At 64.8% G+C, this 12,373-nt stretch carries 9 protein-coding genes and 2 pseudogenes; 5 read left to right on the plus strand and 6 right to left on the minus strand.

Features of this window, described 5'->3' with window-relative positions; genetic code table 11:
• Positions 1–561 (minus strand): annotated as a pseudogene (locus tag F3J14_RS16005) (DUF3416 domain-containing protein); the annotation flags it as partial.
• A 415-nt stretch (positions 562–976) separates the two neighbouring features.
• Between F3J14_RS16005 and vgrG the strand changes: the two are divergent.
• The 4 genes from vgrG (at position 977) to F3J14_RS16025 (ending at position 7,745) form a co-directional block, all read left to right on the plus strand.
• Entirely contained in the window at positions 977–4,582 is a 3,606-nt protein-coding gene (gene vgrG, locus F3J14_RS16010; RefSeq protein WP_166723819.1) for a type VI secretion system Vgr family protein, read from the plus strand.
• Between the two features lie 94 nt (positions 4,583–4,676).
• Positions 4,677–5,990 carry a hypothetical protein gene (locus tag F3J14_RS16015; RefSeq protein ID WP_247682227.1) on the plus strand — a complete coding sequence of 438 codons (1,314 nt, stop codon included), beginning with the start codon at positions 4,677–4,679 and terminating at the stop codon, positions 5,988–5,990.
• Position 5,991: 1 nt separating this feature from the next.
• Positions 5,992–6,279, plus strand: coding sequence for a PAAR domain-containing protein (locus F3J14_RS16020; RefSeq protein WP_166723821.1), 288 nt, complete (start codon positions 5,992–5,994; stop codon positions 6,277–6,279).
• Positions 6,280–6,305: 26 nt separating this feature from the next.
• A complete protein-coding gene (locus tag F3J14_RS16025; protein WP_166723822.1) occupies positions 6,306–7,745 on the plus strand; it encodes a hypothetical protein in 1,440 nt (479 codons plus the stop codon).
• A gap of 94 nt (positions 7,746–7,839) precedes the next feature.
• Here F3J14_RS16025 and F3J14_RS16030 read toward each other — a convergent pair whose 3' ends face one another.
• From F3J14_RS16030 to F3J14_RS16050, 5 genes and pseudogenes are all read right to left on the minus strand, one after another.
• Positions 7,840–8,328 (minus strand): phage protein NinX family protein, encoded by a 489-nt coding sequence (locus F3J14_RS16030; protein WP_166723824.1) that lies wholly within the window; start codon positions 8,326–8,328, stop codon positions 7,840–7,842.
• A 12-nt stretch (positions 8,329–8,340) separates the two neighbouring features.
• Positions 8,341–9,150 (minus strand): endonuclease/exonuclease/phosphatase family protein, encoded by an 810-nt coding sequence (locus F3J14_RS16035; RefSeq protein WP_166723825.1) that lies wholly within the window; start codon positions 9,148–9,150, stop codon positions 8,341–8,343.
• Positions 9,141–11,357, minus strand: a complete 2,217-nt coding sequence (locus tag F3J14_RS16040; protein ID WP_166723826.1) for a VTT domain-containing protein — start codon at positions 11,355–11,357, stop codon at positions 9,141–9,143. The genes F3J14_RS16035 and F3J14_RS16040 overlap by 10 nt, the downstream gene beginning before the upstream one ends.
• Positions 11,354–11,692, minus strand: a complete 339-nt coding sequence (locus tag F3J14_RS16045) for a hypothetical protein (protein WP_166723828.1) — start codon at positions 11,690–11,692, stop codon at positions 11,354–11,356. The genes F3J14_RS16040 and F3J14_RS16045 overlap by 4 nt, the downstream gene beginning before the upstream one ends.
• Positions 11,689–11,901, minus strand: a pseudogene (locus F3J14_RS16050) (MgtC/SapB family protein); the annotation flags it as partial. The gene F3J14_RS16045 and the pseudogene F3J14_RS16050, both read right to left, overlap by 4 nt.
• A 216-nt stretch (positions 11,902–12,117) precedes the next feature.
• Between F3J14_RS16050 and F3J14_RS16055 the strand changes: the two are divergent.
• A complete protein-coding gene (locus tag F3J14_RS16055) occupies positions 12,118–12,360 on the plus strand; it encodes a DUF6566 family protein (RefSeq protein WP_166723829.1) in 243 nt (80 codons plus the stop codon).
• Positions 12,361–12,373: the final 13 nt, after the last annotated feature.

Here is a 12,373-nt window from a genome sequence, read left to right on the forward strand (position 1 = left end):
CGCCGCGCGCCAACCCGGCCACCACGCGGCCGGCAGGCGATGCGGCGCGTCGATCAGGAAACCCGACGCACCGGCATCCGCGAACGTGGCGAGGTGTGTGCACCACCAGGCGGACAGCGCGTCGTGCGCGGCGTCTTCGCCGACCTGGGCATGCGCGATATCCATTTCATGGGCGGCGCTGCGCGGATCGATCAACGCGTCGTCGTGCGCGCGCTCGACGTACCAGTCCGGATGCTCGGCGCGCAGCGGGTTGTCGCGCGCGATGCGGTCCGGCACCACTTCGAGCAGCACGCGCAGCCCGTGGCCGTGCGCGAGCTGCGCGAGCCGCGAGAACGTCTCGAGCGCGCCGGCGCGCGTCGCGAACGTCGCGGCCGGGCGGTGGAAGTCGGCGACGTGGCGCGGGAAACCCGCGACGCTGGCGGCCCAGAAGCCGCCGATCAGCACGTGGTCGAAACCCATGCCGGCGATATGCGCGAACGTGTCGGGCCACGCGTCGAGGGGGCCGACGAGGCGGGCGTCGCAGAAGTAGATGTGAGGAGCGAAGGGCGGTATGGCGTTCATGGGTAGCGTGTGCGGGCGGCGGCCGGATCGGCAACAGGTGTTGCTCGCCGCAATGCGCGTTCCTGCCGTGATGCGGATGGGGCGGCAAGCGGCCGCGCGATTGGCGGCGGCGCCGGTCCGTCGTTTTTTGCACCGCTGGGGCGCGGTCTCGGCACTTTTACGCGGGTTCGCGTGATCGAGGAGGGGGCCGACGGCGTGAAATTTTTGCCAATGCCGTCGAGATACCGATGAAAAACTCGGCGCATGCGGTGGACGAGGTGTCAGTCGCTGGAAGTCCAGTGCGCAAGATCCGCGCCCGGTAAAAACGTTCGTGCCGATCCTCGCCGGTAAAATCATACTGGTCCTATGGCCGCCCCGGCACCAGGACGGTTAGGATCGCTCGCGATATTCCAACAAAGCCAGACGGGGGGGCGCCTTGACCGCGAGCACGGCCATTTCCGATACACCCGCGCGCGCGGGCATCGACATCCACCAGTTCTACAGCCTCGATATCAAGGGAGCGCCGGCCGCCGCGCTCGCTGACGTGTACGAGTTCGAAGGCACACGCGGCATCGGCGAGCCGACGAAGTACACGATCCGGTTCACGCATCCCCGTCACGACCTGTCGCGCAGCGAATTCCTGAAACGGATTGGCGCGTTCGTGATTCAGCCGCCGCCGCAGGACCGATGGAGTCAGCCGGACGAGGCGCGGCGCGTGCAAGGCGTCGTGACGGGCTTTGCGTTGAAGGCTGCGAACCGCGATCAGTCGCTGTACGAAATCGTGCTGGAATCGCGACTGGCACTGTTGCGCAATGCGCCGAAGTGTCGGTTCTTCCTCGACATGAGCATTCCCGAGATCATCGAGCTGATTCTGCGGGAGCACGAGTTCAACAAGATCTTCGCCGCCTTCGAATTCCAGTTGAATCGGACCTACCGCAAGCGCAGCTTCGTCATGCAATGGGGCGAGGACGATCTGGCGTTCATTACGCGCTTGTGCCGGCGCTCCGGTATCTGGTTCGTGTGCGACGAGGGCGAGCGGTGCGAGCGGGTGCGCTTCGGCGACGACTATGCGCACTACCGCCGCGATCCTGAGCGCCTGACGGTTGCGTATCGGCCGCATAGCGGACTGGAGGCCTGCGGTATCGAGTCGGTCAGCGCGCTCGAAATGCACGCGAAGACCTTGCCGGCGGCCTACGCGGTACGCACGTTCAACACGGAAACGGCGAGATCGGATCCGATCGAGGCGGTCAGTCCCGTCCGCGACGACCGCACGACGTATGGTGAAGCGTATACCTGGGGCGCGCCGGATCAGAGCGAGGACGAAGCGAAGGAAGAGGCACAACTGCGCCGCGAGGCAGCGTTGGCCGGCCAGGTCGCGTATCGCGGCGAGTGCGACATGCTGGACCTCGTGCCCGGCTCGGTGCTGAAACTGTCGAACCGGGAATTGCCCGATGCGAAGCACGGGCTCGTTGTCGTGCGGGTGACGTGCTGCGCGAGCCGGAAGAAGGGCTATCACGTGACGTTCGACGCGATTCCATCTGATCGCCAGTATCGGATGCCGTTGGAGGAAGAAACGTGGCCGAGGATCGATGGGGTCATCACCGGGACGATCGCGTCGTCCGGCGGCGGGAAAGACCCCTATCTCGATAGCCAGGGCAAATACATCGTCGATCTTCATCTGGACCGCGACACGCGGACGCCCGGTCTGCAAAGCTGCCCGATGAGGCTCGCGAAACCGTTCGCGGGGCCGAACCAGACCGGTTTTCACTTCGGGCTCGTTGAAGGAACGGTGGTCGGCGTGAGCTTCCTGTGGGGCTGCGTGGATTTGCCGTTCATCAGCCACGTGCTGCATACCGCCCAACACACGGACCCGATCGTCGCGGGCGTCCCTTGGGGCACGCGGAACACCCTCCGCACGCGTTCGAACAACACGCTGGAGATGGACGACCGGCAGGGGCGCGAGCACATCAAGGTTGCGACCGAGCACGGCAAGTCGCAGCTCAATCTCGGGCACATCGTGGATCGCGGCCAGAGCGAGCGAGGCAGCGGTGCCGAATTGAGGTCGGACGGGCCTGCCGCGCTGCGCGGCGGTCGTGGCGTGATGGTATCGGCCCATGCGCGAAACGGTGCGTCAGGCACGCAACTCGACATGCAGGAAGCCGTTGCACAGCTCGAGGACGCGTTGGCGCTGGCGAAAGCGCTGGCGTCCTCGGCTCAGGCGTCGAAGGCCGAAGCGGCCGATATCGACAGTCAGCGGGCCGCGAACGAGGCGCTCGACCAGCTTCAGCAGCCCGGTGTGCTGGTGACCGCGCCTGCGTCGGCGGGTGTGGTGGCTGGCAAGAGCGTGCAAGTCGTCGCCGGCGAAAACATCATGAGCATCGCGAAGGGCGATGCGAGCTGGAGTGTCTGGAAGCGCTTTACGGTGGCCGCGCACGACATGGTGTCCCTGTTCACGCAGAAAGGCATGAGCCTGATTGCGGCCGCGGGCGCAGTCGTCGTGCAGGCACAGCGCGGCCGCATGCAGCTTGCCTCGCAGGAAGACATGACGGTCGAGACGGTGAACGGGGTGCTCCACGTCAAGTCGCCGAAGGAAATCGTGATGAACGTAGGCGGCTCGTATTTCCGGATGACGCCCGGGGGCATCGAGATGGGTACGCGCGGCGGCGTACTGTTCAAGACCAGCAGCCTGAAAAAGACCGGGCCGGCGCAGATGGATCTGGGGGGCGCGGCATTCGCGCCGGTGTTTGTGCCGTATACGACGGGCTGCGAGGTCTGGCGCACCAATCCGGCGTTCATGCCGCCGCACGCGCCTGCGACCGAGATGGTCGCGCCGGAGAACGCGGGAACGGTGGCGCCCGTACCTGATGCGGCCGGGGTCGCGCCGTCGCCGCTTGGCGACTTTTTCTCGCGTTTTTCCGGCAGCGCCGTGCCGCCGGGGGCGTCTGCCTTTTCTCCGTTTGATGGCAAGCCGTCAAACGTGGATACCGACATCCCCAAAGCCAAGGTCACACTGAACAATCCGGATGATCAGAAGCAGGCCCTGGTGACGCCCGATCCGATCAAGCTGGCGAATGCGGTGCCCTGCGATTGGAAAATATCGGACCTGAAGGCCGACGTAAAGGGGCGTATTGAATCCGTTTCGTATTGGGGTGTGCTGAACGACCGGACACCTTGGAAGGACCCTAAGACAGGTGCTCAATATAGGGGCGGCGGTTCGAGATCCTCGCATTTCGAATTTTCATATAGCGAACACGACAAGGCGATTACCTGTACGGTTCGCGCCATGCTGATTCCGATGGATCTTTTTCCGGTCGATCTGAAAGGCGAGCGCGATACGTCGGTGCCGGACGATCAATTGACGATTCCATACGAATTTTTCGCTCATTCTGACATGTTGCCGGGAACGTTGAAACAAGGCGTGAAAATGGAATTTCGTGATTCGGTCGGACCTAAATTCGATGTCGGGGCTCTGACTAGCCGCATCGAGGCCGTGCTGAATCAGGGGAGTTACAAGCTGATTCTGGACGGCTGCCCCAAGGGAGCGGCGTGCGGCTGCCGGGTAAAGGTCAAGTTCAAGGTCGATGTTCGCGTATCGATCAAGGGTGCTCCGATTGACGGATTCAAGCCCCATGTCACGCTCAAGCTATTTCCGCAAGTGCTGCGGGCAGATACGGCGTCTTGGGGCGAGGAGCATAAATGGCAGGATGATCAATTCAACATTCACCCCTATCCCGATGCGAATGTGGAGGCGCATGAATGTGGTCACTATTTTAATTTTCCTGACGAGTATTACGCCCTTGGTGGTTGGGTGCACGAGTCATATATCAAGAACGAGCAGATCGATTTTTCACTTGTTGGGGCTAAGGCTGGAGGCCATTTCTGGCAAGGACATTCCGCCAGTAATGTGATGGGTGACGGTGCTAATGCCCCATTGCAGCCGGGTCGCGTCACCGCAAGTATGAAGCCCTATTATCTTGAATACGTGCGACGTCAGTTCTCGATTGCGACGAACAAGTTATGGAGGGTCGGTTATGACGCGTAGTTCGTTGGTTCCATATTTGCGCAATGCCGTGGTCTGCTTGCTCCTGCTTGGGAGCGCCGCCCATGCTGAAACTGTGAGCCTGGAGAATCAGAAAATGAAATTTAGCTATACGACAAATGGCGGGGCGGACGGTAGCATCAATACCTATGGGAATAATTCAATCTCGGTTTCCGAAGATCTGTTGCAAGTTCAGATTGGAAATTCGAGCCGGAATCGGAATATTGGTGGAATTGGCATATATGAGTTGAAGTTGGGTGGTGAAATTCTTGATGCCGCCAAGCAGATGGTGGAACTGTTGTGTTCTCCGCGACACTCGAAAAATGATGTGATTATTCCCGTAATTTACAACGTGCAGTGTGATGGCGAGATTCGGAACGGTTATGTAAGTGATTTTGGTCGTGATGTTAGATCTAAAATCTCCAATTTCGCAGAAATACTTACGAATGCAGGGGTGCTGGATGGGCGTAAGCTCGTCAAGCTGGATCTCTCTCTTGTTTCGATCGATCGTGCGGTTGACGGATTTCTGGTGTCTCTGAGATTTGAAAACAGCGGCGACTACCCAATCCAGTTCAAGACGCCGGATGGGTGGGAAACAAAAATAGGAAAATATATGGATATTTTGGCGGTATATGATTCAAAGAGTGGCGCGGGAGGGAAAGTCGGTTTTGCATTGGCCGGTCAGCCACTTGCTGATCCGGCTCAATTTCCCAACGGCGAAGTGCTCCTTGCGCCACATAGTGCCGTAGTTGTGAAAATCAAAAGTTCGCGAGTTGGAAAGTTCACCGCTGGTACCTACGATTTGTATGCGGGCGCCTTCATGAACATCAAGGTCACGGGAATCGAGTCCAGCCTATTGCGTGTCGATTTCCATTCGGACTACAAGAAACCCACCCGTATTACCTTCGACCGCGACTATCCGTCGACCCCGCGGGAGCGCGAGCAGTGGGAGGCATACCAGCGGACTCGCCTGTCGTATTTCCCGGTGAAGCCTGGCGAGACGTTCGCGGAAGACGGCCTTTACCGGGCCGTCCGCACGAACTCTGGCGCTCATCGGAGCCTCCAGCTCGTTCCGTTCAAGGCAGGCGACGTTGCTACGGCCGACAACGTGAAGATGCTGATGGATGAGGGTAACGGCATCAGTTTTGACGGTCCGGTGCAGTGGCAGTGGGAAGGCAGCGCGCCAGCGCCGGTCAAGCAGTATTCGTTCGACATCGTCGAAGAGACTCGACAGTTCTGCCAGCCGGGCGCGGTATGTCCGCGCAGTGGCCGGTGGCTTCCACGCGTGCGCGAGGGCTGGAATTCCACTCGTTACGACCTGGCGGGTATCGTCACCTTGCGGTACGGGCACACGATGCCAGCAGTGAAAGGTGCCGGCGATGACGCTGACTGGGAATGGATCGGCGTGTGACATGACCGAACGCGCCTGCATCTTCCAGCATGACCGGACCACTGCGAATGGCATCGTGCTCGATGGTCTCGACGATATCGGCCTCGACGACCGAAAGCTGAGCTACCTGGGTGCGAGGGTTCGATGCCCCGCGTGCAGCACCGTCGGTCATATCGGATCTGACGGCTTGGCCCCACGAGCGGATGATCTCGGCGGCAAGCAGCATGCGCTGGAAGGCGACCTCTGCCGGTGCGCCTGCACGCCGCCGCCCCGACTGGTCGCGTCGCGGCGCGACTGGACTGTTGAATGACGTAACGTGCTCTTGATGGAGGCACGATGAAATTTCACTGGGCACCGCCTGTTCGCGACGAGTGGTCGGCGGGCGAACCGCCTCCCGTCTGGCTATATGTCGCGCTGTTTTTCCTGATCGAATTCGCGTTCGTGGCCGGCACGGTCGCGACGTCGCCAAACGAAAAGCCGATTGTCTCGGACGACTTCTTGCGAACCGCACTGGTCGCTCCGTTCGTGCTCTGGATTGCGGTCAGCTGTGTGCTCTATGCGTCGATGTACGACAGTCGTGTGTTTGAAGCGGCGGTCAAGAACACAGTGCGCTGGCATCTGCTCACGCGATGGAAACGAAAGGTCCGGTCGGGCGTGGCCGTTCTCGACAGCGTGATTCTTGCGCCGGAGCCGGATCTTGCGGAACGCATGTTGAACCTCGAGGGCAGCCCGCCGGAAAATCCCGGCAGGGTGATGCGACTTGATGGTATCGAAGGAGCCGATGGCGTGTCCCGCGAGCGGGCGGTGATCGAAAGGCTGCTGACGCCACTGGCGGCGCGGCTGGCCCCGGCGATGCGCGGCGGCTCGTTCGACATCGTGATGCAATGCGAACGTGCCGAATCGTATGTCGACGTGCAGGCGGTATGGGCGCAATTGCAATTACCGGGGAAACCGCGCATCAGGTGGTTGAGCAACGATAAGGATCCCGGATTCGCGGACACATGGTTCGAGGGTGACACCGACACGGCAGGTGCGGACTCGTTCGCACCCGCCACGACCCCCAAATACCGGCTGGTACTAGCCTGGCATCTCAACGGCGCGGCACCTGAGGTGCAGCCGGACACTTCCGAGGCGGCGGTCGCGTTGCTGCTCGGTTCCCCTGCGCTCATGCACGAAAAACCGCGGCTGAAATGCCAGGCGTGGCTGTTGCGCCAGATCGTCGGGGATGCCGACGAAGTGGACAAGGCGCTTGCGCTGCTGCTCGCGGCGGAACAGGTGCCGCGTGAGCGGATCCGTCATTTCTGGTATGGACGCCTCAAGGGGCTGGCGCTGCACGCGACACTGGGAGCCGTGAAGGACACCGACCTGAAAGTGGAGAAACATGCACTCGATTCGGCAGTCGGTCCGCAGGCACCCGTCGCACGGTGGTTCCTTCAGGCGCTGGCGGCGAAGATGGCGCATTTTGGTCAAGGCGCGCAACTCGTCGCACTACCGAGGCCGAACGGCGCTGCGCTGAATGTCGTCGTCAAGGATAAACCGGCGGTGGACGTACCGTGGAAATCCGCCTACGACTATGCGTTGTTTCCGCGGACCGAATTGGTCGGCTGCATGGGTCTGTGGACGTTCACGATGCTGATGTCACCCCACGAGAGGTGGGACACCTTTGAGACGGTGCTGACGATTGTGATCGGTATCCTCGTCGTGCTGAGTTTTGCGTGGCGCCTCTATTTGGGGCCGCGCCTCTATACGAGCGACGTTTTGCGAGAATACGGATAACTCGCGCCCCGGGCGCTGTCGGTTTTACAAATGCGCGGCATCGTCGCGACAATTCGCACCCCACAAGCAACCGACGGCGCCACGCAACACACCCTCACATGCGCGGAATCGACCGAATTTCCGAACTGTCTCCCGTCGCCGAATCATCATCCGCTTCCGGAATCGGCACCCCAGGGTCGTAGCGCACCGCCGCCCCGTGCTCGATCCGATGCGGGAACGACGGCGGAGTCTCGACCTCGTCGCCGAAGCGCGCCCGCACGAACGCGCGCAGCAGCGCGGTGCGCGCGTCCGGCGCGCGTGCCGCGCAGGTCGACGGGCCGTCGATGAAGCAGGCGTCGCATTCGACGCCGTCGTCGCGCCGCGCGATCCGCAGCTCGCCCACGCGCTCGAGCACCGCACCCGCATCGGCCCACGACGCCGACGGCGCGAAATGCGCGTCGAGGCGGCGCAACGCGTCGCACGCGCTGGTCAGGATCACCCGCGGGTCGACGGCCGTGAAGTACAGCGTGCCTTCGTCATCCGCGCACAACGCGCGCGCGCACCAGTAATCGAGAGCGGTTCCGGCCAGTTCGTCGGTTCGCATCGGCAAGCTCCGTCAGGTTTCATCAGGCAGCGGCGCTCGTCGCGCAAGCGGCGTGCCCGGCGTCGCACGCATGCGCGCGACGAGCGGGTAGTGATCGGACGCGCGCCGCGCGCGCATGCTGCGATGCACGTTCACGTCGACCAGCCACTCGCCGGGATGGATCCAGATCCGGTCGAGCGAGAACACCGGGTAGAGCGTCGGGAACGTGCGCGGCGCCGGCGCGCGCCGGAACCGCGTGACGAGCGCCTGCAGCGCGCGGCCGCGCACGAACCATTCGTTGATGTCGCCCATCAGGATCACCGGCATCGCGCCGGTGTCGAATGCGGCGAGCAGCCGCTGCACCTGCGCGCTGCGCTCGCTCGCCGACAGCCCGAGATGGGTCGCGACCACGCGGATCATGCCCGCGCTGCTGTCGATGTCCGCATCGAGCGCGCCACGCGGCTCCCGCTGGTGAAACGACAGGTCCAGCGTGCGCGCCGCGCGAATCGGGCAGCGCGACAGCACCGCGTTGCCGTAGCGGCGCTCGGGCGTGTCGATGGTCGGGCCGGCCACCGCATGCATGCCGGTGGCGTCGCGCAGGTGCGCGAGCACGTCGGGCGCGTGCGTGCCGCCGAGCGGCACTTCCTGCAGCGCGATCACGTCCGCGTCGAGCTCGTGGATCACCTGCGCGATCCGGTCGGCCGCGCGTGTGTGCCAAGCGCCGTTGCCGCCGCGGATGTTGTACGTCGCGATCCGCAGGTCGCGCCCGCCCGGCGCGGCGGCGGGCGGGCCGTCCGACGTGACGATGTCCGGCGGCGGGGCCGGCTGCGCGCTCAGTGCCATCGTCGCAGCACCCTGACGAGCAGCACCGACACGCCCACCAGCACGGCGCCGATCGCCGCGAGCCACGCGAACGCGCCGGGCCCCGGATGGCTGAACGCGGCGGTCAGCTGGTGCGCGAACGTGACGGTCAGTACGATACCGGGCAGCATCCCGATCGCGGTGCCGACCAGATAGTCGCGCAGGCCGATATGCGATGCGCCGGCGACCAGATTCACGACCGTAAACGGCGCGATCGGCAGCAGCCGCAGCACGGCCATTGCGACCACGCCGCGCCGGCCGATGTGTTCGCTGAGCCGGTTCGCGCGCGTGCCGGCGAGCCGGCGCACCGCGTCGTGCCCGAGCCAGCGTCCGATCCCGTAGGTCGCGGCGGCGGCCGCCATCGTGCCGAGCGCCGCATACGCGAAGCCCGGCCACGCGCCGAACACCAGGCCCGTCACAGTGATCAGCAGCGTGATCGGCACCGACAACGTCGCCGCGACCACGTAGCCGGCCAGCAGCAGCGCGGGCGCACCGGGCAACTGCGCGGCGTGAGCGGCCGCTCGCGCGAGCGACGCGATGTTCAGTTCCTTGCCGAGCGGCGAGAAGCGCCACGCGAGCGCGAGCGCCGCGACCAGCAGCACGGCCGCGCCGAGCACGAAGAAGCGCGCGGTGAGCGTGCGGTGCTGCTCGCGCGGCACGAACTCGCGGACGAAGCGATCCGGCTCGATCGGCTGCTCGGGGTCGAGCCGCGCGCTGACCGGCACCAGCGCGTCGAGTTGCGGCGTCACGGCCGGCTCGAGTGTGCGTAGCGTGCGGCCGGGTTTGTCGCGCAACCGGTCGAGCACGGTATTCGGACGTTCGTCATGCGCGAACGCAGCGGCGACCGCGGCCGGCGTCGTGTCGAGATGTTCGGCCAGCAGGCGCTCGCGCAGGCCGGCAATCGCGCCGCGGATGCGCGGCTCGCCAGCCGCGACGAGCGCGATGCAGCATTCGGTGTCGAGCACCATCGACCGGTTGTTCAGGTTCGCGCTGCCGATCACGATGCATTCGTCGTCGACGATCGCGAGCTTGCTGTGCACGTTCACGCACGCGTCGCCGAGGCCGTCGACATGCGGATACAGCAACCGGTAGCGGTCGAAGCGGTCGGCGGCCTTGAGTGTTCCATGCAGCCGCGCGCGCAGCACGCCCATCGTCGCTTCCTGCAGCCAGCCGCTCTGCACGCGCGGTGCGACGACCGTCACGTCGGGGCCGTCCGGATCGGCGAGCCGCGCGGACAGCGTTTCGCGCACCACCGCCGCGGTGAAATACTGGTTCTCGATGTACAGGTGCCGGCGCGCGGCGCGAATCGGGTCCTCGACGAGCGCGGAGACCTGCCGCACCGGCTCGCGGTCGCGGTGGCGCGGCGCCGTGTAGGCGATGCCGAGCCGCACGTCGCGCACGTCGACGCGCGCGTCGGGCGGCCACGGATCGACGTCTTCCTCACGATCGAGATGGCGCTGCGCGCGGATCGCGATCGGACGCCCGCATGCATTGAACCAGCGCAAGCGCGCCTGCTCGCCGATCGCGGCGGCCGCGTCGCCGTCGAACATCGCCTGCACGTCGTGAAAGGGCCCGTACGGCATCCCCTGCGCGTCGCGGCGGCGCGGATCGTCGGCCGCGTGCGCGGGTGTATCCCAGCGTGCGCGCGTCAGGTCCAGCCCGCCCACGAACGCGAGCCGGTCGTCGATCACGACGAGTTTCTGGTGATGCGATGCGCCGCGCGGATGCGTGTCGTCGAGCCGGAACCGGATGCCGCGATGCGCGCGCCACCCGGCGCGATAGACGGGCGGCCAGTCGCGCTCGAGCGCGTAGATCATCGCGAAGTCCCACGCGAGCACGTAGATGCGCAGGTTGTGCCGCGACGATGCAAGGGCGTGCAGAAACGCGGCGAGCGTGTCGGGCAGGCCGTCGCCGGGGGCGGCAGGCGGGAGATGCATCCGGCTGTCGACGTCCCAGCCGACGATGAACACCGTATGGCGCGCCCGCCGCAGCGCGGCACGCAGCGTCGCGAAATAGGCGTCGCCGTCCACCAGCATCGCGAAGCGGTCCGCATGGCGGATCGTGTCGCAGTTGCGCCCGCGTTCGAGCAGCCCGTGCCGCACCGGCTCGTCCAGGCGCGATGCGGCTGTCGCGTCGTCCGCGCCCGCCGTCGCGACTGCGGCGCGGGTCATGCGTCCCGGCACGATCATCGGACGTTGACGTCCCGGTGGCCGTCGATGCGTTGCAGCAGCACGTCGCAACGCGCGCGCAGCGCCTGCAGTTGCGGCGAATCTGCGTCGAGCCGGATGCGTTCGCCGCTTTCCGGATCGCCGTACGCGCACGCGATCTCGTAGATGCCTTGCGCAATCGTCACGGACGCGTCCACGATCCTGATTCGGTCGAGCCAGCCGCATTCGGCGTGATGGCACTCGAGCCATGCGCGCAGCGCGCCGACCGCCTGGCTGGTCGACAGCCAGGCGCCGCCGCGCATGCGCGCCGTCAGCTGGCTCGTCACGAGGTAGGAGAGCAAGTCGGTCTGGGTCACGCGAAACTCCTTGAAGAGGTATCCGGGAGACAGGTCCACATGCCGGTGACGCTTTGCAGCGGTCCGCAGATCGCCGCAAATTCCGCGCCGCTCGTGCGCGGGAGCGACACCGGGATGTGACCCGTGTCCGGATCGTCGTTCAACTGCGGGACGATGAATCGCTTCACGCCCACGCGGCCGGTGCCGAGCGTGTCGTGCCGCGTGTCGATCATCGTGGCCTCCTTTTGTTTGGCGTACTAGAGTGGTTTGATACTGGGTTTGATATCCGGTTGGGTGTCCGGTTCGATGCTCAATAGGGACGCAAGGCCCGTGCCGGATCGGCCGATACCGGGCACGCCGCGTGCGCGCGGGGCCGACGCCGCGCGCGGCGATCATGCGGCGCGCATTTTTTGCATCTTCATCGCAGATAAGTACAGGGGGCCAGGATGCAGCATCAACAGGACGCACAGGTTCGCGACCCATATCGGGGCCACGAGATTCGCGTATGGGCGCGGCGCAACGCGCGCGGCGCGTGGGACGACGAGGTGCAGGTATATGTCGACGGCGCGCGCATCGAGCTGTACGTACCCGAGCCGGCCGGCCCCGAGTGGCTGACCGAGGACGAGGCGCTGCGTGCGGGCGTCGAGCGCGGGCGCTATCTGGTCGACAAGCGCGTGGACGACGACTGACCGCACCGGCACC

This window comes from Burkholderia sp. Tr-862 (genome assembly GCF_011753085.1).
Taxonomy (GTDB): domain Bacteria; phylum Pseudomonadota; class Gammaproteobacteria; order Burkholderiales; family Burkholderiaceae; genus Burkholderia; species Burkholderia ambifaria.

Coding starts and splice junctions, on each gene's coding strand:
- F3J14_RS16015 (WP_247682227.1), top strand. CDS start 4,677: ATGAAATTTAGCTATACGACAAATGGCGGGGCGGACGGTAGCATCAAT.
- F3J14_RS16020 (WP_166723821.1), top strand. CDS start 5,992: ATGACCGAACGCGCCTGCATCTTCCAGCATGACCGGACCACTGCGAAT.
- F3J14_RS16025 (WP_166723822.1), top strand. CDS start 6,306: ATGAAATTTCACTGGGCACCGCCTGTTCGCGACGAGTGGTCGGCGGGC.
- F3J14_RS16030 (WP_166723824.1), bottom strand. CDS start 8,328: ATGCGAACCGACGAACTGGCCGGAACCGCTCTCGATTACTGGTGCGCG.
- F3J14_RS16035 (WP_166723825.1), bottom strand. CDS start 9,150: ATGGCACTGAGCGCGCAGCCGGCCCCGCCGCCGGACATCGTCACGTCG.
- F3J14_RS16040 (WP_166723826.1), bottom strand. CDS start 11,357: ATGATCGTGCCGGGACGCATGACCCGCGCCGCAGTCGCGACGGCGGGC.
- F3J14_RS16055 (WP_166723829.1), top strand. CDS start 12,118: ATGCAGCATCAACAGGACGCACAGGTTCGCGACCCATATCGGGGCCAC.